The organism is Xanthobacter aminoxidans (genome assembly GCF_023571765.1).
Lineage (GTDB): Bacteria > Pseudomonadota > Alphaproteobacteria > Rhizobiales > Xanthobacteraceae > Xanthobacter > Xanthobacter aminoxidans.
In genome coordinates this window covers 80,411-105,049 of record NZ_JAMJXC010000001.1, presented here as the reverse complement: position 1 = coordinate 105,049, position 24,639 = coordinate 80,411, and the positions used below count along the sequence as shown (strand labels likewise).

The following is a 24,639-nucleotide window of genomic DNA, read 5'->3' as shown; positions in this document are numbered from 1 at the left end:
TCAGAAGCGGTAGTTCACCCCCGCGCGGACGACGTTGAAGGCGGTGTCCGACGATGCGGCGATGACGAACTCCGGCACCGGGTTGGCCGGGCTGTTGGCAAGCGGGAAGGTGCTGCTGCCAAGGTTCACATAGAGATATTCCGCCTTCACCGACCAATGGGCGTCGATGCGCGTCTCCGCGCCGCCGCCCACGGTCCAGCCCCAGCGGGTGGAGGAGGACGAACCGGCCCACGCATATTGCGCGCCGTTGGCGCCGCCGATGAAAAGGTTCGTGCCCCCATCGCCGAAGGCGAGGCCGCCGGTGGCATAGAGCAGCGTCGCCCCCACCGCATAGCCGAGCCGAGCCCGCACCGTGCCGAACCAGTCGCCGGTCAGCGCATAGTCCTTGACGATGAACTGGCCGGGATTGACCAGCGAGGGGAGGATTTCGCTCCCGGCCTGGCTCCGGTCGGCATAGGCGAAGTCAGCCTCGAGGCCGGCCACCACCGCGTTCCACTGCCAATTGTAGCCGATGGTCGCTCCGGCGGTGAAGCCGGCCGAGGAGCCGCCCAGCGCATTCCCATACTCGAGCGCATGCTCCACCGGATTGACCACCAGGAACTTGCCGCCGATCTCAGGCGTGACGGTGGAGGCATCGATCACCGCGCCCGCGGTCACGCCCGCATAGAAGCCCTGCCAGGAGAGCGGCGCGGCGGCCGCCGCAGGCGCCGGCGCCTTCACCGCAAGATCTGCCGCGCACACCGGTGCGCATGTTGCCATCACGGCCGCAATAGCCAGTCCGAACCGCATTTTCTGCCCCCAGTGCCCGCAAACACGAGCTTAGCTTTACGAGGCTCATGCTGCCCTATGCAAGTACCCTCCGCGTGTCGCGTCTCATTGATCGTCGAGATGCGCGAGCACCTTGCGCATCACCGAGGGCAGCGCCTCCGCATCGAACCCCTCCGGCCGCACCCAGCGGTGCCCCTCCGGCGCAGGCGTCTTGGCAGGGAGATCGGCGCGCAGCACCTTCAACGTCAGCGCGAAATGGGTGAAGACGTGCTCCACCGCGCCGGGCAGCGCCCGCCAGCGCGCCTTGAGCGGCGCGTGGTTCTCCGGCGCCTCCGGCTTCGGGCCCCAGGGGGTGGAGGGCACCTCCGTCATCTTCGCCAAGAGCCCCTTGTCCGGCCGGGTGCGCAGCAGCACCGCGCCATCCGCCCGAACGGCGAGGAAGGCGACGCCCTCCCGCTTCGGCTTGTCGCCCTTGGGCGCCTTCACCGGATAAAGCGCCGCATCCCCCGCCGCCCGCGCCTCGCACGGCTCCATCCACGGGCAGAGCGAACAGGCCGGCGAGCGCGGCGTGCAGATGGTGGCGCCGAGGTCCATCATCGCCTGCGCGAAATCGCCGGGGCGCTGCGCTGGCGTGAGGGCGGCGGCCAGCGCCTTGATTCGCGGCTTGGCGCCGGGCAGCGGCTCCGCCACCCGATAAAGCCGTGAGACGACGCGCTCGATATTGCCGTCCACCGGGCTCGCCTTGAGGTCGAAGGCGATGGAAGCGATGGCCGCCGCCGTGTAGGGGCCGATGCCCGGCAGGTCGAGCAGCGCCGCCTCGTCGTCCGGGAAGCGCCCGCCATGGCGCGCCACCACCGCCTGCGCGCAGGCGTGCAGGTTGCGGGCGCGGGCGTAATAGCCGAGCCCGGCCCAGGCGGAGAGCACCTCCTCCAGCGGCGCGGCGGCCAGATGCGAGACCGTGGGCCAGCGGGCGAGGAAGCCGGTGAAATACGGCCCCACCGCCTTCACCGTGGTCTGCTGGAGCATGATCTCGGACAGGAAGACGTGGTAGGGGTCCGCCGTCCGGCCCGGCTCGGCCCGCCAGGGCAGGCGGCGGCGGTGGCGGTCGTACCAGGCGAGGAGCGCCGAAGGGGCCGGGGTTCCGGATCTGGAATTTCGGGCACCGCTTGCGGCCGCGCGTGCGGCGGGGGAGGATGTCATGCGGCCAAGGTGGCCGCGCCCGCGTGCCGGGGCAAGGGGTTCGGTGCCCCGTCGCCCCACCATCCCGTCCGTCCGCCGGAGACGCCTTGAACAGGTCCAACTTCACCCGCCGCTACCGAGGCCCGCGCCCCCTCGCCGATTTCGTGGCGCCGGGGATCAGCGACCTGTGCGGCCGCGCCGGCTTCTCGGTGGTGGAGGTGGTGACCCACTGGGACGAGATCGTCGGCCCGGACCTTGCGCCCCGCTGCATCCCCCTCAAGCTGCAATGGCCGCGGGAGGACGGAGCGGCGGCCACCCTCGTGGTGCGGGTGGAAGGCGCCTACGCCATCGAGCTGCAATATGCCGCCGGCATCGTGGTGGAGCGAATCAACGCCTATTTCGGCTGGCGCTGCGTCGGCCGCCTCACCCTGCGCCAGGGCCCGGTGCCCCAGCGCCACGCGCCGCCACCCGTGCCGCCGAAACCGGACAAGGCGACCATCGCCGCCGTGCGACACGAGATCGGCACCTTCGAGGACGAGGCGCTGGCCGAGTCGCTCGCAAAGCTCGGCGCGCTGGTGCGGCGCGAGCAGCGCGGCGGCTAGGGGGCGGGTGCTGACCGGCCGGCGTTCACCCGTCCGTTATCTCGGGCGCGCGGCGCGGGCCTTTCCCGCCATAAGGGCGACATGATAGAGCGCGAAGGCTCTTCTGCAGGTTCGGCGGTGCGGTGCCGGACTGTTCCCGTTTCCCGTTCTGATGCCCTAACGGAACCGGCGATGCGGCCAAGACCAGGCAAGCCCAGGAAAGCCCGGGGAAGCCCGGTCGCCAGCCGCCGGACCATTCGGAGATGTCCATGATTGTCGATCGCCGCCGTTTCCTGGTCACCGCAGGTCTCGCCGCGCTGGCGGCCGGGCTCGGCCTGCCGCTCTCCTTCGATCCCGCCGCGGCCCAGACCGTGGAGCAGGCCAAGCTGATCGCCCCCGAGGCGAGCCCGCTGCCGGAGAAGGCGCTGGGCAGCGCCACGGCGCCGGTCACGGTCATCGAATATGCCTCGATGACCTGCAGCCACTGCGCCGCCTTCCACACCGGCACCTTCCCCGAGCTGAAGAAGAAGTACATCGACACCGGCAAGGTGCGCTTCATCTTCCGCGAATTCCCGTTCGAGCCGGTGGCCACGGCTGCCTTCATGCTCGCCCGCTGCATGCCCGAGGACAAATATTTCCCCATGGTCTCGACCCTGTTCGAGACGCAGAAGACCTGGGCCTACAGCACCGATCCGGCCGCCGGCCTCCTCGCCGTGGCCAAGCAGGCCGGCATGAGCCAGGCCGATTTCGAGAAGTGCCTCACCGACCAGCAGCTCGGCGAGAAGGTGCAGGAAAGCGCCCTCTACGCCAACAAGGAGCTGGGCGTGAACGCGACCCCCACCTTCTTCATCAATGGCAAGAAGGTCTCCGGCGCCCTCGGCATCGCCGAATGGGACAAGGAACTGGCGCCGCTGCTCGCCGGCAAGTGAATTCGCCAGCCTGATCTAGAAGGGCCGGTGCGCTGCGCCGGCCCTTTTGATTTGCGTGTTGCTGACGCTCAGGCGCCGCGCGGGCTTTCACGCCGCCCGGAGCTTCCTCTCCACATAGCGGCTTTCCTGCGTGCGCCCGCCATAGCCATAGGCATCGGCCTTCACCTCGCGCACGAGGATGTAGCTCTCCTCGTCCAGATCCGGCAGCAGGCCGGACATGGCGGCGAAGACGGCTTCCAGATAGGCGGCCTTCTCGTCCTTGGTATTGGTGCCATCCACCACCAGGATGTCGAGGGAGAAGGACGTCCGCCCCTTCGCCGACAGCGCCTCCCCGCCCACGAACCAGTGCTCGGCCGGAACGAAGGAGACGGCCACCGCCGTCACCTTCGGGTCCTTGCGCAGGATGCCGGCGGTGAGACGGGACAAGGTGGCGGCGACATTCGCCGCGAGGGCGTCGTCCGGGGCGCCGGACAGCTTCACGTTCAGGATGGGCATTTCGTCCTCCAGGGCTGCGGTGGGTGCAGCGATGGCTTCTTGTAGGCCGCCCAAATCCATGAGAAAAATTGAATTCTAAAATTCCAGAGATTTGCTAATCTCATATCATGATCCGCAATCTCGACCTCGATCTCATCCGCAGCTTCGCCGCCGTGGCCGATCTCGGCTCCATCTCCGCGGCGGCGCGGAAGGTCGGACGCAGCCAATCCGCGGTGAGCCTCCAGATGGACCGGCTCGCCGAGGCGGTGGGCTTCTCCCTTCTGGAGCGGCGCGGGCGGGCGGTGTCACCCACCCTGCGCGGCGCCGCCTTCCTGGAGGACGCGCGGCGCCTGCTCGATCTCAACGACCGCATCCTCACCCAGCACGTCCACGGCGCCTTCGCCCAGCCGCTGCGCCTGGGCTTCGTGCAGGATGTGGGCGAGCAGGTGCTCCAGCGCATCCTCTACCGGCTTTCCGCCAGCTTCCCACAGGCGCCCATCACGGTGCGGGTGTGCACCACATCCACCATGCTCGACATGCTGCGGGCCGAGGAGCTGGACGTGGCCGTGGGCTTTCGCAGCGAGAGCGAATTGCCCGCCTCCCTGCTGCTGCGCGAATCCATGGTGTGGATCGCCGCGCGCCACCTTCGCCTCGACCGTGAGGCGCCGGTGCCCCTCGTGCTGTTCGAGCACCCGTGCTCCTGCCGCACGGCCGCCATCGCCGCGTTGAATGCCGCCGGGCGGCCGTTCCGCATCGCCTTCACCAGCCCCAGCCTGCCGGGGCTGATGGCGGCCGTGGGGGCGGGCATGGGCGTCACCGTGCGCTCGCCCCGGGCGCTCAGGCCCGACCTCGCCATCGTCGCCGATCTCGACCGCGCGGCGCTGCCGGACATGGAATTCCTGCTCTACACCCGCCCCGGCGTCCGCCCCCCGGCGCTCCAGAAGGTGGAAGAGGTGCTGCAGGAAGAATTGCGGCGCGAGCATCCGTTGTACGCGGTGGCGTGACCCAGCCCGCGCGGCGACTGAGCGAGGGCAATGCCCCCAAGCCCGCGCGGCGATTGAGCGGAGACAAAGCGAAAACCCCGCGCGGCGATTGAGCGAAGGCAACGCATAACTCGCTCAAGCTGGACAGGCCGGGACGAACCCGGCACCCTTTTCTGATCGTTCGGTCCGGGACTGCCCCTTTTCGAGCCCGGCGGAGATTGCCCCCGATGACCACCAGCTCCACCCCACAGCTGCCCCTGAAGGCGTCCCCCGCCTTCCCGTTCGACAATTCCTATGCCCGCGACCTCGCCGGCTTCTATGCGCCTGTCCTGCCCACCCCGGTGGAAGCGCCGGCCCTTGTGAAGGTGAACACCGCCCTCGCCGAGCTGCTGGGCCTCGACCCCGCCGACCTTGCGACCCCCGAAGGCGTCGCCGTGTTCGCCGGCCTCGCGGTGCCGGAGGGGGCCGAACCCATCGCGCTCGCTTATGCCGGGCACCAGTTCGGCCATTTCTCGCCGCAGCTGGGGGATGGCCGCGCCATCCTCCTCGGCGAGGTGGTGGGCCGGGACGGGCTGCGCCGCGACATCCAGCTCAAGGGCTCCGGCCCCACCCCCTTCTCCCGTCGCGGCGACGGGCGGGCCGCGCTCGGGCCGGTGCTGCGCGAATACATCGTCAGCGAAGCCATGGCGGCGCTGGGCATTCCCACCACGCGGGCGCTGGCGGCGGTGACCACCGGCGAGCGCGTGGTGCGCGATCGCGCTTTGCCCGGCGGCGTGCTGGCGCGGGTGGCGGCGAGCCACATCCGCATCGGCACCTTCCAGTTCTTCGCCTCCCGCAAGGCGTTCGACGCGGTGAAGCAGCTCGCCGACTACACCATCGCCCGCCACTATCCCGACCTCGTGGGCGCGGAGAACCCTTATCTCGCCCTGCTCGACGGCGTGATCGGCAGGCAGGCGGCGCTGGTGGCGCGCTGGCTGTGCGTCGGCTTCATCCACGGGGTGATGAACACGGACAACATGTCCGTCTCCGGCGAGACCATCGATTACGGCCCCTGCGCCTTCATGGACGCCTACGACCCCAACACGGTCTTCTCCTCCATCGACGAGATGGGCCGCTATGCCTATGGCAACCAGCCGGACATCGCCCACTGGAACCTCGCCCGCTTCGCCGAATGCCTCATCCCCATCATGGGGGACGACCGGGAGGCCGCCATCGCCGCCGCCAATGCGGCGCTCGGCACCTTCCCGAAGCGCTTCTATGCGGCCTACCACGCCGGGCTTGCCGCCAAGATCGGCCTGCCGGAAGCGAGCGAAGCGGATGTCGCCCTCGCCCATGACCTCCTCAACGTGATGATCGGCTCCAGGGCCGACTTCACCCTCACCTTCCGCCGCCTCGGTGCGCTGGCGGAGGACGCGGACGCGGGCGGGCCGGTGCGCGACCTGTTCCTCGACCGGGAAGCCTTCGACACCTGGGCCGAGCGCTGGCGCGCGCGCCTCGCCGAAACCGGCCGATCCGGCGCCGACATCCGCGCCGGGATGGATGCGGTAAACCCGCTCTTCATCCCCCGCAACCATCTGGTGGAAGAGGTCATCGCCGCCGCCATCGAGCGCGGCGACCTTGGGCCGTTCGAGCGGCTGAACACGGTGCTGGCGCGGCCCTATGCTGATCAGCCCGACTTCGCCGCCTATGCGGGGCTGCCGCCCTCCATGGAGGGGTATCGCACGTTCTGCGGGACGTGAGGTGGGAGCTGTCTAGGCCAGAGCCGGCCGGCCCCCTCTCCCCTTGCGGGAGAGGGCTGGGGTGAGGGGTATCACGCCAGCCCAAACCGGCACCGGACATGCGGGAGTAGTCCCCTCACCCCCACCCCCTCTCCCGCGAGGGGAGAGGGGAGCATTGCCGCTGCGCGGACTTTTGCGCTGGCCCCCGGATCAGCGCTCCGGCTGCGCCGTCGCTTGTCCGGGGAACCGGCGGCGACATCCCGTCCCGCCCTCGCGTCCCGGACGCATGCAGCGTCAGCGGAATGCGAGCCGGGACCCAGCGCAAGAGTTCGCCGAAGGCGCTTCTTTCCCCCGACGCTCTCAGGCCTTGCCCGCTTCGCGGAAGTTTCGCGCTGGCCCCCGGATCAGCGCTCCACCTTCGGTGTCGCTTGTCCGGGGAACCGGCAAAAGAAAAGGGCGCGGCCGAAGCCGCGCCCTCTCCCAATTCCCGAATGGGGCGATGGATCAGAAGTCCATGCCACCCATGCCGCCCATGCCGCCGCCGGGCATGGAGGGCATGCCGGAGTCACGCTTGGGCAGCTCGGCGACGAGCGCCTCGGTGGTGACGATCAGGGCCGCGATGGAGGCGGCGTCCTGGAGGGCGGTGCGCACGACCTTGGCCGGATCGACGATGCCGGCGGCGATCATGTCCACATACTCTTCCGTCTGGGCGTTGAAGCCGAAGGACGGATCGTTGGACTCCTGCACCTTGCCCACCACGATGGAGCCTTCCACGCCGGAATTCTCGGCGATCTGGCGGATGGGGGCCTCGAGGGCGCGCAGGACGATCTTGATGCCGGCCTTGATGTCGGCGTTGTCGGAGGTGACCTTCTCCACCGCCGCCTTGGCGCGGAGCAGGGCGACACCACCGCCGGGGACGATGCCCTCTTCCACCGCGGCGCGGGTGGCGTTGAGCGCGTCGTCAACGCGGTCCTTCTTCTCCTTCACCTCGACCTCGGTCGAGCCGCCGACGCGGATCACCGCGACGCCGCCCGCGAGCTTGGCCAGACGCTCCTGGAGCTTCTCGCGGTCGTAGTCCGAGGAGGTCTCCTCGATCTGCGCCTTGATCTGGTTCACGCGGGCCTCGATGTCGGCCTTCTCGCCGACGCCGTCCACGATGGTGGTCTTTTCCTTCTCGAGGATGACCTTCTTGGCGCGGCCGAGCTGGGCGATGGTGACGTTCTCGAGCTTGATGCCGAGATCCTCGGAGATCACGGTGCCGCCGGTGAGGATGGCGATATCCTCGAGCATCGCCTTGCGACGATCACCGAAGCCGGGAGCCTTCACGGCCGCGACCTTCAGGCCGCCGCGCAGCTTGTTGACCACGAGGGTGGCAAGCGCCTCGCCTTCCACGTCCTCGGCGATGATGACGAGGGGACGGCCGGTCTGCACCACGGCCTCGAGGACCGGCAGGATCGGCTGGAGGCCGGAGAGCTTCTTGTCGAAGATGAGCAGGAAGGGCTCTTCCAGGTCGGCGATCATCTTCTCCGCATTCGTGATGAAATAGGGAGAGAGATAGCCGCGGTCGAACTGCATGCCTTCGACCACTTCGAGCTCGGTCTCGGCGGTCTTGGCTTCCTCGACGGTGATGACGCCTTCGTTGCCCACGCGCTGCATGGCGCCGGCGATCATCTCGCCGATGGAGGCATCGCCGTTGGCGGAGATGGTGCCGACCTGCGCCACTTCGGCGGAGGAGGAGACCTTCTTGGCGCGGGCGCGGATGTCGGCGATGGCCGCGGCGACGGCGAGGTCGATGCCGCGCTTCAGGTCCATCGGGTTCATGCCGGCGGCGACCGACTTGGCGCCTTCCTTCACGATGGCCTGGGCCAGAACGGTGGCGGTGGTGGTGCCGTCGCCGGCGAGGTCGTTGGTCTTGGAGGCGACCTCACGCACGAGCTGGGCGCCGAGGTTCTCGAACTTGTCCTCGAGCTCGATCTCCTTGGCCACCGACACACCGTCCTTGGTGATGCGGGGGGCGCCGAAGCTCTTCTCGATGACCACGTTGCGGCCCTTGGGGCCGAGGGTCACCTTCACCGCATTGGCGAGGATGTCGACGCCGCGCAGCAGCTTCTCGCGCGCGTCCGAGGAGAACTTTACTTCTTTGGCAGCCATAACGGCCTCCTTGTGATTCTGTTTCGGTGGACCGGCTCAGAAGCGCGGACGACACATCACTTGGCGATGACGCCGAGGATGTCGCTTTCCTTCATGATGAGCAGGTCCTGGCCGTCGATCTTGACCTCGGTGCCGGACCACTTGCCGAACAGCACGCGGTCGCCGGCCTTCACGTCGAGCGGGACGAGCTTGCCGCTCTCGTCACGGGCACCGGCGCCCACCGCGATCACCTCGCCCTCCTGGGGCTTTTCCTTGGCGGTGTCGGGGATGATGATGCCGCCGGCGGTCTTCTGCTCGGCTTCGATGCGCTTGACGACCACGCGGTCGTGCAGAGGACGGAAGGACATGGGTCGTTACCTCTTCGGGGGGAGCGCGAGCCTTGGCCCGCCGTTCTGGCACTCCCGAATGAAGAGTGCCAAGCTCGTCGCGGAGATAAGGGCGCGCCCGGCGAACGTCAAGGCGCGCTGCAGCAATCGGTGGGCTAGCAAAGCGGTAACGAGCCGTGGGATAAGCTGTTCAGGAGCTGAGGCTTGACGGCGGGCGGGGGCGATGCGGACGGCATCGACGTCGACGGCGCAAGCCTTTATGGTCAGGCGACTGCCTGGGTGGTCGCACTCTTGTTCCAGGCGGCGGGAGGCCTCGGAAAGCACATGACGAAGATGGTTGCGGGATCCAAGTCTGCTTTCGAGCGATCTGCGTTCGGGCGGTCCGCGTTCGGATGGACGGCCTTCGGGCGGCCGCGCGCCGCGCTGGCCGGCGCTGCCCTTGCCGTGCTGGCCCTTGGCCTCGCCGGCTGCGAGACCACCCCTTCCGCGCCCCCGCCGGCCGCGCGCCCGGTCTTTACCAGCCCGATCCCGCCCGACCGCCTCGTCGGCCGCTGGGGCCTCGCCGCCTATCACCGGCCGGACGACGCCACCCGCACCGAGGCCCAGGCCAAGGCCTCCTGCGGCAACCAGCCCTATGTTATTACCGCCGGCACCAATGGCGGCGTGATGATGTACCTCGCCGACGACAACAAGCTCACCGAGCTGGTGTCGAAGCAGGTGGGCAACGGCCCGGTCTACATCGGCCCGCCGGATGACCCGGCCGGCGGCGAGCGCGACCGTCAGGTGGTGCGCTTCGACGGCAACATCCTGGTGCTGAAGTTCGTCGATCCGGAAGTGGCCAAGCGCTACGGCACCATGGTCTACGTGCGCTGCTCGTGACCTGAGGGGCCGCGCGCCCCTCACCGCCCGAAGGCGGCAAAAAACCAAAGCATGGCTCAGCGCCCGAGGGCGCTGAGCATGGCGGACCCCCGGTTGGTGGGGTCGAACACGTGCAGGCCCAGTTCCTCGGCCAGTTCCCGGAAGGCGGCGATGCCGCGCACGGAATTGCCGCGCCCGTCGAGCCGCGGTGAATAGGTGGCGATGCCGAGCTGGCGGTTGACCACCCCGAGGATGCCGCCGCCCACCCCGCTCTTGGCCGGCACGCCCACGTCGAAGGCCCAGTTGCCGGCGAAATTGTACATCCCGCAGGTGAACATCACGGCCAGCGTGGCGCGCACCGCATCCACCGCGAAGGCCGTCGTGCCGGTGAGCGGGTTCTCACCGATATTGGCCAAAGTCGCCCCCATGCGGGCGAGGTCGCTGGCCGTCACCAAAATGGAGCACTGGCGGAAATAGAGGTCCAGCGTCGCGTCCACCCCGGCGGTGAGCGCGCCGGCGCTGGTGAGGAGGTGCGCGATGCCGCGGTTGCGGTGGGCCGTCTCCGCCTCCGAGCGGAACACCGCCTCGTCCACCGCGAGCCGCCGCCCCGCCGCCGCCGAGAAGCGATCCAGAACGAACTCCAGCGCCTCGTCGCCGAGATGTTCCACCAGCAGGCCGGAAACGGTGATGGCCCCGGCATTCACCATGGGGTTGAACGGCCGGTTGGTGTCGGCATCGAAGACGATGGCGTTGAAGGCATCCCCCGAGGGCTCCACTCCGACGCGGGAGAGCACCTTGTCGCGGCCGGCCACATCGAGGGCGAGACAAAAGGCAAATGCCTTGGAAATCGACTGGATGGTGAACGCCACGTCGGCATCCCCCACCGCGACCACCTCCCCCTCCACCGACACGGCGGCGATGCCGAAGCGGTCCGGGTCCACCCGCGCGAGTTCGGGAATGTAGTCGGCGAGCGCGCCGGAGGTGTCGGCGCGGGTGCGCTCATAGGTGTGGCGCACCACCGTCTGAAGCCCGTGGCCGACCGGCGCGGCGGGAGCCGCGTGCGGGCTCGTATCCATCTTTATCCCCCTTGCGGGCCGCGCACCTGGACCACGGGTCCGCGGGGCCGTCCCGGCGAGCGAAGCACAAGCTGTGCCACGGCGGACGGGTCCGGCGTGCCCAGTGCTTTGCGCCATAAGGAGGAAAAGGCTCGGACTGGAATTAGTCTATTTCAAACCAGTCCACAGATCAGAAACGTTATCGTTTGTAGACAATCCAATATTATGCGCGACACCACCCTGCTTATTGCCCCAGCGGTATCTGATTAATAAAATATCATAAAGTAGTCCCAATTGCCCCGAGCCCGAAATGTCCGTTTATACAGTCTCTCCGCCCCGGGCCCGCCGTCGGAACAACGGCCAATCCAGTGGCGCAAGCCGGCATAGTCACGCGGTGGGGCCCTTCTCGACACTTGCAGTTACAGCCAAATCCCTGCTGGTCTCTTCGGCCCTGGTCTCTTCGGCCCTGGTCGCGCCCTTCGCCTTGGGCACGGCGCGGGCGCAGGAGGCGGCGCCGTCCGTCGCCCTGCCCACGGTAACGGTGGAGGGCGTGGCCGAGACCGCCTGGGGGCCGGTGGACGGCTATGTGGCGACCCGCTCCGGCGCCGGCACCAAGACCGACACCCCGCTCATCGACACGCCACGTTCCGTCTCCGTGGTCACGCGGCAGGAGATGGACGACCGGGGCGTCCAGAACGTGGTGGACGCCGTCTCCTACACGGCGGGCGTGCTCACCGGCTCCTATGGCTATGATCCGCGCTTCGACGACATCTACATCCGCGGCTTCTCGGTGTCGGCGCGCGGCAATTTCCGCGACAGCCTCGCCCAGCCCAGCGCCAATTTCGCCTCCTGGCGCACCGAGACCTACGGCCTCGAACGCATCGACGTGATCAAGGGGCCCGCCAGCGTGCTCTATGGCCAGACGGTGCCGGGCGGCCTCATCAACCGCATCTCCAAGATGCCGGTGGACACGCCCTTCGCGGAAGTGGAAGGCCAGCTCGGCGATCCCGCATGGTCGCAGGCCGCGTTCGACGTGGGCGGCCGCGCCACGACGGACGGCAGCGTGCTCTACCGCCTCACCGGCGTCGCCCGCGCCGCCGACGGCACGGTGAGCTACAGCACCAACAACGCCCTGTTCCTCGCCCCCTCGGTGACGTTCCAGAACGACACCACGCGCCTCACCATCCTCGGCAGCGTGCTGGACAGCCGCACGCCCTCGAACACCCAGTACTGGCAGACCCCGACCCAGCTCACCAAGATCCCCATGGGGACCACCTACAACGCCATCCAGCAGACGCAGGAGCAGATCGGCTACCAGCTGGAGCACGACTTCAACGACGTGTGGAGCGCCAAGCAGAACGTCCGCTACGGCCATATCGACAACCACAGCATGTGGATGGACGCCAACGGCGTGGTCAACGGGCCGCTCATCTCCATGACGGCGACCAACTACGTCGAGACCGTCAACAGCTTCCAGGCCGACAACCAGCTGCAGGCCAAGTTCACCACCGGCCCCGTCGAGCACAAGGTGCTGGGCGGCGTGGACTATCTCTGGCTGGACAGCTCCTACGGCATGGGCGACGGGCCGGCGGGGGACGTGAACATCTTCAACCCCGACGTGCCCAACCTCCTCGTGATGCCGGCCATCACCTCGCGCGACGGCGCGGGCCTCAACCAGGTGGGGCTTTATCTCCAGGACCAGATGGCATTCGGCAACGGCTGGCGCTTCCTCATCGGCGGGCGGCAGGATTTCGCCTCCACCACCCAGAGCAGCTTCGGCATCGACACCGCCAACCGCGACGACCAGGCCTTCACCTGGCAGGCGGGCCTGCTCTATGCGTTCGAGAACGGCGTCTCGCCTTATGTGAGCTACGCCACCTCCTTCCTGCCCTCCATCAACGTGGACCAGAGCGGCCAGCTGCTGGAGCCCTCCAGCGGCGAGCAGTACGAGGCGGGCGTGAAGTACCAGCCCACCGGCGGGCGCAGCTTCTTCACCCTCTCCGCCTACCAGATCACCCAGAACAACTACGCCGTGCCGGACCCGGTGAGCTTCTTCTATCTCCCGGTGGGCAACGTGCGCGTGCGCGGCTTCGAGGCGGAGGCGCTGGTGGAGCTGGCGCAGGGGCTGGACCTCACCGCCGCCTACACCTTCACCCAGGGCGAGATCATCAACAGCCTCGACCGTCCCACCATCGGCAACACGCCGCCCAACATGCCGGCGCACATCGCCTCGCTCTGGGCCAAGTACACGGTGCAGGACGGCGACTGGAAGGGCTTCGGCGTGGGCGCCGGCATCCGCTACATCGGCCCGTTCTGGTCGGATACCAACAATCTCTACAAGAACGGCGCGCAATATCCGGTGGACGCCGCGCTCTATTACGAAAAGGACAACTGGAAGTTCCAGCTGAACGGCAAGAACATCTTCGGCCAGCAGAACGCGCTGCTGAACGAGGGCTATTGGTACTGGCAGCAGGGACGCTCGGTGATCGCCTCCGTGCGCTATCGCTGGTGAGCGCCGTGACGAAGCCGGCGCCTGCCAAGCCCGCAGCAGCCAAGACTGCGCCCGCCAAACCCGCACCCGCCAAACCCTTCAGCCTGCGCCCGGCTCTGGTGTGGGCGCACCGCATCCTCGGCCTCTCCACGGCGCTGTTCCTGGTGGTGGCGGGGCTGACGGGCAGCGTGCTCGCCTTCCACCACGAGCTGGACGAGTGGCTGAACCCCTCGGCCTACCGCGCCACTGCGGCGGGCACGCCGCTCTCGCCCGACGCGCTGGCGCGGGCGGTGGAGGCCCGCCATCCCGACGGGCGGGTGTGGTACATGGCGCTGGCGCCGGCAGGTCATCCGGCTGATGTCGCCGCCATGGGCCCCATCGATCCCGCCACCGGCGAGGCCATGGACATTCCCGCCGACAGCTTCCAGGTGGACCCGGTGAGCGGCGAGGTGCTGGCCGCGCGCCTGTGGGGCGCCTGCTGCTTCTCCGCGCTGAAGGTGATGCCCTTCCTCTACGAGTTCCACCACAACCTCAGCCTGCCGGGCGTCTATGGCGTGCTGTTCATGGGGGTGGTGGCGCTGCTGTGGCTGGTGGACGGCTTCGTCGGCTTCGCGCTCACCCTGCCGCGCGGGCGGCCGTTCCTCGCCAAATGGCGCCCCGCCTTCACCATTAAGGGCGGCAGCGCCTTCCGCCTGAACCTCGACTGGCACCGCGCGGCCGGGCTCTGGCTGTTCGTGGTGCTGATCGCCCTCGCGCTGTCCTCGGTGGCGATGAACCTGCGGCAGGAGGTGGTGGAGCCGGTGGTGGGGCTGTTCTCGAAGCTCACGCCCACACCCTTCTCCGGCGCCCCGCTGGCGCCCCTGCGCGAGCGCACCCTGCCGTTCGACACGGTGCTGGAGGCGGGGCTCAAGGAGGCGCGGGCCCGCGGCTGGCAGGAGCCGGCCAGCGAGATCTTCTACTCGCCCCATTACGGCGTGTTCGGCGTCGCCTTCGGCGACCACGATGATCCCATGGACACGCGCTGGCTCTATTTCGACGGCGCGACGGGCGCCTTCAGGAGCGCCAACCTGCCGGGCGTGGGCTCGGCCGGGGATGTGTTCCTCCAGCTCCAGTTCCCCATCCATTCCGGCCGCATCTTCGGCCTCACCGGGCGCATCATCATCGCGGTGATGGGCGTGGTGATCGCCGGCCTCGCCATCACCGGCGTCGCGGTGTGGTGGATGAAGCGCAAGGGGCGCGTGGGCCGGAAGGGGAAGGCGAAGGCAGCCGCCGCCCGGACCAGGGTGATGCCGGCGGAGTGAGCCCCCTGCTCACTCGTCCATCTTCAGCGCGGCGATGAAGGCTTCCTGCGGAATCTCCACCTTGCCGAACTGGCGCATCTTCTTCTTGCCTTCCTTCTGCTTGTCCAAAAGCTTGCGCTTTCTGGTGATGTCGCCGCCGTAGCACTTGGCGGTCACGTCCTTGCGCAGGGCCTTGATGGTCTCGCGGGCGATGATCTTGGCGCCGATGGCGGCCTGGATGGGGATGTTGAAGAGGTGCTGGGGGATGAGATCCTTCAGCTTCTCGCACATCACCCGGCCGCGCGCCTCGGCCCGCGTGCGGTGGACCAGCATGGAGAGGGCGTCCACCGGCTCGGCATTGACGAGGATGGACATCTTCACGAGGTCGCCGGGACGGTATTCGGTGATCTGGTAGTCGAACGAGGCGTAGCCCTTGGAGATGGACTTCAGCCGGTCGTAGAAATCGAACACCACCTCGTTCAGCGGCAGGTCATAGGTGACCATGGCGCGCGCGCCCACATAGGTGAGCTCGATCTGGTTGCCGCGCCGGTCCTGGCAGAGCTTGAGCACGCTGCCGAGATAATCGTCCGGGGTGAGGATGGTGGCGCGGATCCACGGCTCGTGGATCTCCTCGATCTTCACCACGTCCGGCATGTCGGCCGGGTTGTGCAGGTCGATGGTCGTGCCGTCCGTCATCTCGATCTGGTAGATGACCGAAGGGGCGGTGGCGATCAGGTCGAGGTTGAACTCGCGCTCCAGCCGCTCCTGGATGATCTCCAGGTGCAGCAGCCCGAGGAAGCCGCAGCGGAAGCCGAAGCCGAGCGCGGCCGAGGTCTCCATCTCGAAGGAGAAGCTGGCGTCGTTGAGGCGCAGCTTGCCCATGGCGGCGCGCAGATCCTCGAACTGGGCCGCATCCACCGGGAACAGGCCGCAGAACACCACCGGCTGCGCCGGCTTGAAGCCCGGCAGCATCTCCGCGCAGGGGCGCTTTTCCTCGGTGATGGTGTCGCCGACGCGGGTGTCCGCCACTTCCTTGATGGAGCCGTTGAGGAAGCCGATCTCGCCCGGTCCCAGCTCGTTCAGCACCACCATCTTGGGGGTGAACACGCCCACCCGGTCCACGTCATAGGTGGCGTCGGCGGCCATCATCTTGATGCGCTGGCCCTTCTTGAGCACGCCGTCGATGATGCGCACCAGCACCACGACGCCGAGATAGGTGTCGTACCAGCTGTCCACCAGCAGCGCCTTCAGCGGCGCATCGCGGTCGCCCATGGGGGGCGGCAGGCGGGTGACGATGGCTTCCAGCACCTGATCGACATTGAGGCCGGTCTTGGCGGAGATGCCGATGGCGTCCGACGCGTCGAGGCCGATCACGTCCTCGATCTGCGCCTTCACCTTCTCCGGCTCGGCGGCGGGCAGGTCCACCTTGTTGAGGACCGGCACGATGTCGTGGTTGTTGTCGATGGCCTGGTAGACGTTGGCGAGCGTCTGCGCCTCCACGCCCTGGGAGGCGTCCACCACCAGCAGCGAACCCTCCACGGCGGCGAGCGAGCGGTTCACCTCGTAGGCGAAGTCCACGTGGCCGGGGGTGTCGATGAGGTTGAGGACGTAGGTCTCGCCGTCCTTGGCCTTGTAGGAGAGGCGGACCGTCTGCGCCTTGATGGTGATGCCGCGCTCGCGCTCGATATCCATGCTGTCGAGCACCTGCTCCGTCATCTCGCGCTCGGAGAGCCCGCCGGTGATCTGGATCAGGCGGTCGGCGAGGGTCGACTTCCCGTGGTCGATATGGGCGACGATGGAGAAGTTGCGGATGTGCTTCTGGGCGCTGGCGGTCATCCGCGCCGCATAGCATCGGCGCGGGGCGGCCACAAGGCGAAGGCGCGATTAGGGTCGCGCCGGGACACCCAACGGCCGGCTTGCGCGCCCTTCTCCCGCGAGGGGAGAGGGGAAGGGTGGTTCATTCCCGATCAGAATGAGAGTGCCAGACTCCCCGTCAGCGCCCCCTCTCCCATCGAAGCCGGCTATAGCCGGCTTCGAACTCCACGAGCCAAACTCGGCAAAAGCCGAGTTTGGGCGGGAGAGGGTTGGGGTGAGGGGTGTTTCTCCGCCCATCCCGTATTGTGAGGACCTGAGCCAGCCCCCTCATCCGTCACGCGGCTGCGCCGCGCGCCACCTTCTCCCGCGAGGGGAGAAGGGAAACCGGCGGGATCGTCCTCAGCGGCGCTCACAGCCCCATCAGGCGGCGGGACTTGGAGGTCGGGTCGGGTTCCTCCGTCGCGTCCGCCTCGGGGCCGGGATCATCAGGCAAAGGCGGCAGGGCGACGATGGCGTCGGCCTTCTTTGCGTTCTCGGGCCTGCCGGTCTCGGGCTTGCCGTTCTGCCTCGCCCGGGCGCGGGCACTGTCCGCGCCATTGCCGGCGGGCGGGGCGAGGATGACCGGCACCGGCTCCGCGGCCTTGCCGGCCTTGGGATCGGGCGTTTTGGGGTCGGTAATTTTCGAGGCGGGGGCCGCACCAGCGGCGACGGGCTCAGGCGGCACGGGCGCCTCGGACACCACCACCGCCGCTCCGGAGGTGGCAGCCTCCGCCGCAGCAGTCTCCGCCGCCTTCGTCTCCACGGCCTTCAGCTCGGCCAGCTTCTGCTCCGCGATCTTCTTCTGCTCGGCGATCTTGGCGTCCTCGCTGGCGCGGACGGCGGCGATGGCCGCCTTCACCCGCTCGGCCTCGTGCTCCAGGATCGGGGTGGCGGAGACGCCGGGCGGTACCTCCCACACGAAGGCGTCGAGCCGGCCGGACACCGGCGACACCGGCGCCCAGCGGTCGGAGACCACGCCATCGGCGATCCAGGCGGGATCGCGATTGGCGCGCACGGCGCGGGCGGTCCACTCGCGGGCCTTGCCGATATCGGCATGCTCGGCCGCTTCCAGCTCCGCCATGAGCAGGCAGACGCGCTGGCTGGGATCGTCCAGCAGCGGCTCCAGCACGAGGCGGGCCTGGCGGAATTCCTGCGCATCGATGGCCGCACGGGCGAGCGCGATGGCGCTTTCCCGCTGGGAGGGCGCCTTGTTGGCGAGGGTACGGATGCGCTTGAGCCGGTCGAGGGCCGCATCGCCGGGGCGCAGATACGCCTCCACGTCGGCGAGTTCCGGGTGCGGGTTGGCGGCGAACGCGGTCTCGACGATCTTCGCCGCCTTGCGCAATTCCCCGGCGGCGCCCAGCAGGCGGCCGGCGCAGGCGGCGGCGGGCACGAGGGTGGGGGCGAGGCGCACCGCCTCCACCGCCTTCTCGCGGGCGACCAGCGGGTCGGTCTGTTCCAGCGCGATGGCCTCGGCGGCGAGCAGCACGGCGCGGCGGCGCTTGTACTGGGCCTTGTCGATGCCCTTCTGCGCCATCTGGCGTTCGAGCACCGTGCGGGCGCCGGCATAGTCCCCGGCGGCGCAGCGCGCCTCGATCACCGCATCGGCGGCCCAGCCGAGCGTCGGGGCGGCGGATGCGGCCTCCTCGGCGATGGCATAGGCGGCGGCCTTGTCGCCGGCCTTGCGGGCTTCCATGTGCAGGCCGCGCAGGCCGAGCAGGCGGGTGGAGGGATCGTCCACCATGGCGCGGAAGGCGGCGATGGCCACCTCCGGCTTGCCGTCGAGCTGGGCGGCCTGGGCGGTGAGGAGATGGGTCAGCGGCTCGTGCGGCAGGAGCCGCGCGGCGTCATGGCGCGCCTGCCGGACGGCGGCGTTGTCGCCGATGCCCACCGCGAGCAGGCCGCGCGACACCGCCTGCCAGCCCTTCTCGCGCTTGCGACGGCGGGAGAAGGCGGCGATCAGCTTGGGCGAGCGGACGAGCAGCGAGAGCAGCCGCCACAGCAGCAGCAGCACGCCGGAGACCACAGCGATGACCGCGAGGGCCACCGGCACGGTGGTTTCCACCCGCCAGCCCTCCCACACCACGGCGATCTCGCCCGGCCGGTCGGCGAGCCAGGAGACGCCGAAGGCGGCGGCGGCGAGGAGGATGAGGAGCAGGACGAGGCGGATCACGGCACCTTCCCCGAAATGGCAGCCAGCTGCTGCTGGAAGAGAGATCCGGCGGCCTTGACCGCGGCGGCCCGCGCCTCGATGTCGCGGAGGACGGCGAGGCGCTGCTGCACGCTGTCGGGCAGCTGTTTCAACGTCTTCAGGGCCTCGTCGAGCTGGCCGGCGCGCACCTGGGTGACGGCGGTGCCGAGGAGCCCTTCCGAATCCACCGAGCCGGGGCCGGTGGCGGGGCGCACCTTCACGAGGTTTTCTGCCGAGGACATCAGCCGGTCCATCAGCGAGGCGCTGGTATTCGCCGGGGCGGGCGCGGCGGCACCGAGGGCGGCGGCGCCTTCCTGCGCGAGGCGGGCGGCCAGCGCGGCGGAGGGCGCGAAGCCCTTCTCGGCGGAAGCGGCGAAGGCGTCGAGCTGGCCGGCATTCGCGCCGAGCGTGGCGCGGGCGGCGGCGAGTTCGGCGGCGAAGGGGCGGCCGGAGACCACCGCATCGCGGAAGGCCGCGACCACCACGAGGCTGGAGGCCGTGCGGTTGAACTGGGTCGCGGCGGCGCTCGCCTCCTCGATCTGCTTCTTCAACGCGTCGAAGCGGGGGCCGATGGCCTCAGCCTGCTTCTCCAGCCCCTGCACCTGCGGCCCGAGGGCCTGGGTCTGGGTGGCGAGGGCCTGCACCTGCGGAGCGAGCGACTGGGTGGCACCGATGAGCGCCTGCACCTGCGGGGCCAGAGCCTCCACCTTCGCGCCGGCCTCGCGGGTGCCGGTGGTGGCGGCGGCGACCGCCGTGCGCAGGGCGCTGTCGCTGCCCTTCAGCGCATCCACGTCACGGCGCAGGGCGGCCAGCGCCTCGCGGCCCTGCTCGGCGGCGGTCTTGAGATCGTCCACGCTTTTCACAAGCGCCGGGGGGATGGCGGGCGCAGCAGATGGGGCCGGCGCCGCGGAGGCCGGGGCGGCCTTCAACCCGGCGAGGGCCTCCTGCACCGCCTTCAGTGCGGCCTCGTCGCGATCGAGTCGCTCGGAGAGGGCGGCGATGGCCCGGGGATCGACGGCGGGCCGGGCCTCCAGCGCGGCGATGCGCGACTGGAGCGGCGAGAGATCCACCTTCGGCGCGGCCACCGGGGTGGGCGGATAGAGGATCGGCAGGGCATACCAGAGCCCGCCGGCCGCCGCGCCACCGCCGATGAGGCCGGCGATCAGCGCCGCGAACACGGTGCCGCCGCCGCCCTTGCGGGGGGGCTCCGGCGAGGGCTGGGACGGGGTGGGGGCGTCACTCTTGGCTTCAGCCTCGGCTTCGGCCTCCTTGCCCACCTCAGTCTCCGCGACCTGCTCGGCGCTCTTTCCGGCCGCAGCGCTGGACGCTGCGCTTTTGCCGGGCGCGTCTTTGGCGGTCGCGTCGCCTGCGGGAGCGCCAGTGCTCGGGCCAGTGGCTTTGGCCGCCTCGGCCGGCGCGGCACCGGCCGCGGGCTTCTGGGCCGCCGGAGCAGCCGGCTTGGGCTCGGACGCGATTTCCTGCGCCTTCAGATCGAGCGTGGGCGGGGTGCGGGGCGGTCGGGAGGAGAAGTTCTCCGCCTTCGGATCGTCGCTCGCCGGCGTATTGGTGGCCATCGGCGTCGCTCGTGCCTCCCTATTGGGTTCGGACCCGTCTTCGGGACCGGGATAGACCGGCCGGGGCCGGGCCGCAACCGCGGCGCCCGCCCCCGTCCCTCACAGCCGCGTCACAGCAGCGCGAACAGCGCGTCCTCATTGGGCGCGGCGGCGACCTCCACCGCCAGACCCTTGCGAACGAACGGCTCGGCCACCTGCTCGGAAAGGCACAGTTCCCTCACACCGGTCAACGTGTCGTTAAGCCCCGCGCCTTCGACGCACCTGAGCAGCGTCTTTACCGTTCGCTGGGAGAAGTGCAGCGCGGCCTTAACGGTTCCGCTCGCCAGCGCCGCGCGGGCCTCTTCGCTCAACGCATCGGCCGGCTCGGCGGCATAGACGATGGCGAGATCCAGCGAGATGCCGGGGGCGGCGAGCAGGCCGGCGAGATCGGCGGCGCGGTCCTCCCCCGCCGGATTCAGCACCCGCGCACCGGACGGGAGCACCGCCGCGATGCGTCCGGCCAGCGCCGAGGCGTCGCCGTCGCAGTCGGTGACGCTGGCAAAGCCGATGGCGCGGGCCTCCTTGGCCGTGCGCGGCCCCACCGCGAAGGCCGGCAGATGCAGGAAGCGCTTTCCGTCCGGGTGGGCGGCGAAGGCCGTCACCCCGTTGATGGAGGTAAAGGCCACCGCATCGAACGGGCGGTCCGGCAATGGTGTCGTGGTGGGGGCGATCCGCAGCATGGGATCGACGGTCACGTCATGCCCCAGCGCCTTAAGACGCTTGGCGGTCTGGTTCGCCGCGGGCAGCGGCCTTGTGACGAGAACATGCATCTGAAGAATCAATCGAGCGGAAGAACGGGGCAGAACAACGGCCGACGCGACACCTGCCGCGCCGAAAAACACCGGACGCGGCGGAAGCCGCGCCCGAAACCCGAACTCCGGCGCGACCGAAAGGACCGCGCCGGAAACTCACAATCCCAGCGCTCTCGCCGGGGCACTGGCGCGCAGCTCGGTGCCGAGCGCCGTGCCGAGCGCGGCGGCATCGGCAATGGGTGCCGCACCGGAGGCTTCCGCCGCGTCCGAGCCATCGGGCGTCATGACGAGGCCGGAGAGGCGCACCTGGTCGCCCTCCACCTTGGCAAGGCCGGCGATGGGGGTGCGGCAGGAGCCATCAAGCGCGGTCAGGAACGCGCGCTCGGCGGCCAGCGCGATGCCGGTGTCGCGGCAGGCGATGGCGGCGATGGCGGCATTGGTGGCGGGGTCATGCACGCGGCATTCGATGGCCACGGCCCCCTGCCCTACCGCCGGCAGGAACTCCGATGTCGCCAGCACCGCGCTCGCCACGTCGGCGAGGCCGAGCCGGGTGAGGCCGGCGAGGGCGAGAAGCGTGCCGTCGAAATCCCCGTCCCGCACCCGGGCGAGGCGGGTGTGGACGTTGCCGCGCAGCAATTCGACCTTGAGGTCCGGCCGCAGGCGCCGCAATTGCGCCTCCCGCCGGAGCGAGGCGGTGCCCACCCGCGCGCCGGCCGGCAGATCGGCGAGACCGGCGCCGGATTTCAGGATCAACGCATCGCGCACATCGGCGCGCGGCAGGTAGCCGGCGAGGTGCAGGCCCTCGGGCAGGTAGGTGGCCACGTCCTTGGCGGAATGCACGGCGAGGTCCACGCGGCCGTCCAGCAGCGCTTCCTCCAGCTCCTTGGTGAAGAGCCCTTTGCCGCCGGCCTCGGACAATGCCCGGTCCTGGATCTGGTCGCCGGTGGTGCGGATGACCTCGACGGCGACCTCGGCGGGCGCGACGTTCAGCGCCTCAGCCAGGGCCGCCTGCACCGCATGGGCCTGCCACAAAGCAAGCGGGCTGCCACGGGTGCCGATGCGCAGAACAGGGGATTTTCCGCCGGACATTTCTTCCAATTTCGTATTCTCGTTCAGGGATGCGTAGAATGCGCGAGGGATTCGAAACGGGATAGGCGGCGTTGCGGCGCAGCGCAATGGCGGCGTGCAATAGCCTTGGAGGATGTGAGTTTGCCCGATCTCATGGTGCTCGGCATCGAGACCACGTGCGACGAGACGTCGGCCGCGGTGGTGACGCGCTCGCCCTCGGGCGCGTCGGACATCCGCTCCAACGTCATCCGCTCGCAGGTGGAAATCCATTCGCCCTATGGCGGCGTGGTGCCGGAGATCGCGGCGCGCGCCCATGTGGAGGTGCTGGACCATGTGATCGCCGAGGCCATGCGGCAGGCGAACGTGGATTATTCCGAGCTGTCCGGCATCGCGGCGGCGGCCGGCCCCGGCCTCATCGGCGGGGTCATCGTCGGCCTCACCACCGCCAAGGCCATCGCGCTGGCGGCCAAGAAGCCGCTGGTGGCGGTGAACCATCTGGAAGCCCACGCCCTCACCGCCCGCCTCACCGATGGCGTCGCCTTCCCCTACCTGCTGCTCCTCGTCTCCGGCGGGCACACCCAGCTTCTCGCCATCGAGGATGTGGGCAAATACACCCGCCTTGGCACCACTTTGGACGATGCGGTGGGCGAAGCCTTCGACAAGGTGGCGAAGATGCTGAGCCTGCCCTATCCGGGCGGCCCACAGGTGGAGGAGCAGGCCAAGCACGGCTATTCCGCCCGCTTCGCCTTTCCGCGCCCGCTCATGGGGCGGCGCGAGCCAGATTTCTCCCTTTCCGGCCTCAAGACCGCGGTGCGGCTGGAGGCGGATCGCCTCGCCCCGCTCTCGGACGAGGACGTGGCGGATCTGTGCGCCAGCTTCCAGGCGGCGGTGGTGGACCTCATCGCCGACCGCGTGCGCGCCGGCGCCCGCGCCTTCCGCGACCGGCTGGGGCGCGGCCCCACCGCTTTGGTGGTGGCCGGCGGCGTCGCCGCCAACGGCATGATCCGCGAGAGCCTCGCCAAGGTGGCGGCGGAGCTGAACACCCGCTTCGCCATGCCGGCGCCGGTGCTGTGCACCGACAATGGCGCCATGATCGCCTGGGCCGGAGCCGAACGGCTCGCCCGTGGCATCCGGGACCGCCTCGACGTGAGCCCGCGCGCCCGCTGGCCGCTCGATCCGGCGGCCGCCGCCTCCGCCACCGCGCGGGCCTGACACGGTGTCGGGTTCCAGCTTTCGCCGCATCGGCGTGATGGGCGCGGGTGCCTGGGGCACCGCCCTCGCCAATGCCGCCGCCCGCGCCGGGCGCGAGGTGGTGCTGTGGGGGCGCGACGCGCAGGCCATGGCCGACATGGCGGCGGCCCGCGAGAACCGGGCGGATTTGCCGGGCATCGCGCTTGATCCCGCCGTCTCCCCCGTCTCCGACCTCGATTTGATCGCCGATTGCGACGCCGTGCTGCTGGTGGTGCCGGCGCAGGCCTGCCGGGAGGCGCTGGGGCATCTCGGCGCCCGCGTGCCGGCGGGACTGCCCGTCATCTGCTGCGCGAAGGGCATCGAGCGCGGCACCCGCGCCTTCATGAGCGAGGTGATCGCCGAGGCCCTGCCCGGCGCCCGCCCCGCCGTGCTCTCCGGCCCCAGCTTCGCCACCGACGTGGCGGCGGGCCTCCCCACGGCGGTGACGCTGGCGGCGGGCGACGGCGCGCTGGCGAAGGACCTTGCGCAGGCCCTCGGCTCCTCCACGCTGCGGCTCTACCACTCCACCGATGTGCGCGGCGCCGAGATCGGCGGGGCGGCGAAGAATGTGCTGGCCATTGCCGCCGGCATCGTCGCCGGGCGACGGCTCGGGGCCAGCGCCGCCGCCGCTCTGGTGGCGCGGGGCTTTGCCGAACTCATGCGCTTCGGCGCCGCCTATGGCGCGCGGCCGGAGACGATTACCGGCCTGTCCGGCCTCGGCGACCTGATCCTCACCACCTCCGGCCCGCAATCGCGCAACTTTGCCTTCGGCCGCGCGCTGGGGGCGGGGGAGGCGGTGGCGGGAAAGCTGGCGGAAGGCGCCTTCACCGCCAGCGTGCTGGTGGAGATGGCGGCGGCCAAGGGCGTGGACGTTCCCGTCAGCGCCGCCGTGGACGCCGTGCTCGCCGGCCGCCTCGGTATCGACGGCGCCATCGAGGCGCTGATGGCGAGGCCGCAAAGGGCGGAGTGAGCGAAAGGTGGAGGCCGGAGCCCGTGCCGCCTCTCACAGCCGTCATCCCCCGGCTCGGTGTTCACGCCGTCATCGCCCCTTCACAAGCGTCATCCCCCGGCTCGTCCGGGGGATCCACCCATCCGCGCGTCCGGTTCTCGCAGGCCGGGCACTCTTCTGGCGGCTCGG

The 24,639-nt window shown here is 69.7% G+C and carries 20 protein-coding genes; 9 read left to right on the top strand and 11 right to left on the bottom strand.

The window, feature by feature from the left end; genetic code table 11:
• Positions 1 to 759, bottom strand: a complete 759-nt coding sequence (locus tag EJ105_RS00445; RefSeq protein ID WP_250164890.1) for an outer membrane protein — start codon at positions 757 to 759, stop codon at positions 1 to 3.
• Positions 760 to 873: 114 nt separating this feature from the next.
• Complete coding sequence (gene mutY, locus EJ105_RS00440) at positions 874 to 1,968, bottom strand: A/G-specific adenine glycosylase (protein ID WP_250164889.1); 1,095 nt, start codon at positions 1,966 to 1,968, stop codon at positions 874 to 876.
• 86 nt (positions 1,969 to 2,054) lie between these two features.
• Here mutY and EJ105_RS00435 point away from each other — a divergent pair, with 86 nt between their 5' ends.
• Positions 2,055 to 2,549 (top strand): DUF721 domain-containing protein, encoded by a 495-nt coding sequence (locus EJ105_RS00435; RefSeq protein WP_250164888.1) that lies wholly within the window; start codon positions 2,055 to 2,057, stop codon positions 2,547 to 2,549.
• Positions 2,550 to 2,797: 248 nt separating this feature from the next.
• Positions 2,798 to 3,457, top strand: coding sequence for a DsbA family protein (locus tag EJ105_RS00430; protein ID WP_029556588.1), 660 nt, complete (start codon positions 2,798 to 2,800; stop codon positions 3,455 to 3,457).
• Between the two features lie 87 nt (positions 3,458 to 3,544).
• Here EJ105_RS00430 and EJ105_RS00425 read toward each other — a convergent pair whose 3' ends face one another.
• On the bottom strand, positions 3,545 to 3,952 hold the full coding sequence (locus EJ105_RS00425; RefSeq protein WP_250164887.1) for a tautomerase family protein: 408 nt from the start codon (positions 3,950 to 3,952) through the stop codon (positions 3,545 to 3,547).
• A 107-nt stretch (positions 3,953 to 4,059) separates the two neighbouring features.
• Here EJ105_RS00425 and EJ105_RS00420 point away from each other — a divergent pair, with 107 nt between their 5' ends.
• A complete protein-coding gene (locus EJ105_RS00420) occupies positions 4,060 to 4,935 on the top strand; it encodes a LysR substrate-binding domain-containing protein (protein ID WP_029556586.1) in 876 nt (291 codons plus the stop codon).
• 206 nt (positions 4,936 to 5,141) lie between these two features.
• Positions 5,142 to 6,653: a protein adenylyltransferase SelO gene (locus tag EJ105_RS00415; RefSeq protein ID WP_250164886.1), complete on the top strand. Its 1,512-nt coding sequence runs from the start codon at positions 5,142 to 5,144 to the stop codon at positions 6,651 to 6,653.
• Positions 6,654 to 7,136: 483 nt separating this feature from the next.
• On the opposite strand, the gene groL is transcribed toward EJ105_RS00415, so the two are convergent.
• Both groL and groES read right to left on the bottom strand, forming a co-directional pair.
• On the bottom strand, positions 7,137 to 8,783 hold the full coding sequence (gene groL / locus EJ105_RS00410; protein ID WP_029556584.1) for a chaperonin GroEL: 1,647 nt from the start codon (positions 8,781 to 8,783) through the stop codon (positions 7,137 to 7,139).
• A gap of 56 nt (positions 8,784 to 8,839) precedes the next feature.
• A complete protein-coding gene (groES, locus tag EJ105_RS00405; RefSeq protein WP_029556583.1) occupies positions 8,840 to 9,130 on the bottom strand; it encodes a co-chaperone GroES in 291 nt (96 codons plus the stop codon).
• A 303-nt stretch (positions 9,131 to 9,433) separates the two neighbouring features.
• Here groES and EJ105_RS00400 point away from each other — a divergent pair, with 303 nt between their 5' ends.
• Positions 9,434 to 9,988 (top strand): hypothetical protein, encoded by a 555-nt coding sequence (locus EJ105_RS00400; protein WP_245279315.1) that lies wholly within the window; start codon positions 9,434 to 9,436, stop codon positions 9,986 to 9,988.
• 56 nt (positions 9,989 to 10,044) lie between these two features.
• Here the strand turns inward: EJ105_RS00400 and glsA are convergent, their stop codons facing one another.
• Complete coding sequence (gene glsA, locus EJ105_RS00395) at positions 10,045 to 11,043, bottom strand: glutaminase A (protein ID WP_250164885.1); 999 nt, start codon at positions 11,041 to 11,043, stop codon at positions 10,045 to 10,047.
• A 373-nt stretch (positions 11,044 to 11,416) separates the two neighbouring features.
• On the opposite strand from glsA, the gene EJ105_RS00390 reads away from it, so the two are divergent.
• Both EJ105_RS00390 and EJ105_RS00385 read left to right on the top strand, forming a co-directional pair.
• Positions 11,417 to 13,534, top strand: coding sequence for a TonB-dependent siderophore receptor (locus tag EJ105_RS00390; protein ID WP_250164884.1), 2,118 nt, complete (start codon positions 11,417 to 11,419; stop codon positions 13,532 to 13,534).
• A 5-nt stretch (positions 13,535 to 13,539) separates the two neighbouring features.
• Positions 13,540 to 14,814 (top strand): PepSY-associated TM helix domain-containing protein, encoded by a 1,275-nt coding sequence (locus tag EJ105_RS00385; protein ID WP_250164883.1) that lies wholly within the window; start codon positions 13,540 to 13,542, stop codon positions 14,812 to 14,814.
• Between the two features lie 9 nt (positions 14,815 to 14,823).
• On the opposite strand, the gene lepA is transcribed toward EJ105_RS00385, so the two are convergent.
• The 5 genes from lepA to hemC form a co-directional block, all read right to left on the bottom strand.
• Positions 14,824 to 16,629, bottom strand: a complete 1,806-nt coding sequence (gene lepA, locus EJ105_RS00380) for a translation elongation factor 4 (protein WP_024281111.1) — start codon at positions 16,627 to 16,629, stop codon at positions 14,824 to 14,826.
• A 388-nt stretch (positions 16,630 to 17,017) separates the two neighbouring features.
• Positions 17,018 to 18,820, bottom strand: coding sequence for a heme biosynthesis protein HemY (locus EJ105_RS00375; RefSeq protein WP_250164882.1), 1,803 nt, complete (start codon positions 18,818 to 18,820; stop codon positions 17,018 to 17,020).
• Positions 18,817 to 20,412, bottom strand: a complete 1,596-nt coding sequence (locus tag EJ105_RS00370; protein ID WP_250164881.1) for a hypothetical protein — start codon at positions 20,410 to 20,412, stop codon at positions 18,817 to 18,819. Before EJ105_RS00370 ends, EJ105_RS00375 begins: the two co-directional genes overlap by 4 nt.
• Before the next feature lie 110 nt (positions 20,413 to 20,522).
• Positions 20,523 to 21,221 carry a uroporphyrinogen-III synthase gene (locus EJ105_RS00365; protein WP_250164880.1) on the bottom strand — a complete coding sequence of 233 codons (699 nt, stop codon included), beginning with the start codon at positions 21,219 to 21,221 and terminating at the stop codon, positions 20,523 to 20,525.
• A 138-nt stretch (positions 21,222 to 21,359) separates the two neighbouring features.
• Positions 21,360 to 22,292 carry a hydroxymethylbilane synthase gene (gene hemC / locus EJ105_RS00360; protein WP_250165195.1) on the bottom strand — a complete coding sequence of 311 codons (933 nt, stop codon included), beginning with the start codon at positions 22,290 to 22,292 and terminating at the stop codon, positions 21,360 to 21,362.
• A 132-nt stretch (positions 22,293 to 22,424) separates the two neighbouring features.
• On the opposite strand from hemC, the gene tsaD reads away from it, so the two are divergent.
• Together tsaD and EJ105_RS00350 are read left to right on the top strand one after the other, a co-directional pair.
• Positions 22,425 to 23,483 carry a tRNA (adenosine(37)-N6)-threonylcarbamoyltransferase complex transferase subunit TsaD gene (gene tsaD / locus EJ105_RS00355; RefSeq protein WP_250165194.1) on the top strand — a complete coding sequence of 353 codons (1,059 nt, stop codon included), beginning with the start codon at positions 22,425 to 22,427 and terminating at the stop codon, positions 23,481 to 23,483.
• A 4-nt stretch (positions 23,484 to 23,487) separates the two neighbouring features.
• Positions 23,488 to 24,471, top strand: a complete 984-nt coding sequence (locus tag EJ105_RS00350; RefSeq protein ID WP_347881292.1) for an NAD(P)H-dependent glycerol-3-phosphate dehydrogenase — start codon at positions 23,488 to 23,490, stop codon at positions 24,469 to 24,471.
• Positions 24,472 to 24,639: the final 168 nt, after the last annotated feature.

What these genes read in the sequence shown, in the direction of transcription:
- EJ105_RS00420 (WP_029556586.1), top strand. Translation starts at nt 4,060, where the DNA reads ATGATCCGCAATCTCGACCTCGATCTCATCCGCAGCTTCGCCGCCGTG.
- groES (WP_029556583.1), bottom strand. Translation starts at nt 9,130, where the DNA reads ATGTCCTTCCGTCCTCTGCACGACCGCGTGGTCGTCAAGCGCATCGAA.
- hemC (WP_250165195.1), bottom strand. Translation starts at nt 22,292, where the DNA reads ATGTCCGGCGGAAAATCCCCTGTTCTGCGCATCGGCACCCGTGGCAGC.
- groL (WP_029556584.1), bottom strand. Translation starts at nt 8,783, where the DNA reads ATGGCTGCCAAAGAAGTAAAGTTCTCCTCGGACGCGCGCGAGAAGCTG.
- glsA (WP_250164885.1), bottom strand. Translation starts at nt 11,043, where the DNA reads ATGGATACGAGCCCGCACGCGGCTCCCGCCGCGCCGGTCGGCCACGGG.
- lepA (WP_024281111.1), bottom strand. Translation starts at nt 16,629, where the DNA reads ATGACCGCCAGCGCCCAGAAGCACATCCGCAACTTCTCCATCGTCGCC.
- EJ105_RS00445 (WP_250164890.1), bottom strand. Translation starts at nt 759, where the DNA reads ATGGCAACATGCGCACCGGTGTGCGCGGCAGATCTTGCGGTGAAGGCG.
- EJ105_RS00415 (WP_250164886.1), top strand. Translation starts at nt 5,142, where the DNA reads ATGACCACCAGCTCCACCCCACAGCTGCCCCTGAAGGCGTCCCCCGCC.
- EJ105_RS00425 (WP_250164887.1), bottom strand. Translation starts at nt 3,952, where the DNA reads ATGCCCATCCTGAACGTGAAGCTGTCCGGCGCCCCGGACGACGCCCTC.
- mutY (WP_250164889.1), bottom strand. Translation starts at nt 1,968, where the DNA reads ATGACATCCTCCCCCGCCGCACGCGCGGCCGCAAGCGGTGCCCGAAAT.
- EJ105_RS00365 (WP_250164880.1), bottom strand. Translation starts at nt 21,221, where the DNA reads ATGCATGTTCTCGTCACAAGGCCGCTGCCCGCGGCGAACCAGACCGCC.
- EJ105_RS00430 (WP_029556588.1), top strand. Translation starts at nt 2,798, where the DNA reads ATGATTGTCGATCGCCGCCGTTTCCTGGTCACCGCAGGTCTCGCCGCG.
- tsaD (WP_250165194.1), top strand. Translation starts at nt 22,425, where the DNA reads ATGGTGCTCGGCATCGAGACCACGTGCGACGAGACGTCGGCCGCGGTG.
- EJ105_RS00370 (WP_250164881.1), bottom strand. Translation starts at nt 20,412, where the DNA reads ATGGCCACCAATACGCCGGCGAGCGACGATCCGAAGGCGGAGAACTTC.
- EJ105_RS00400 (WP_245279315.1), top strand. Translation starts at nt 9,434, where the DNA reads ATGACGAAGATGGTTGCGGGATCCAAGTCTGCTTTCGAGCGATCTGCG.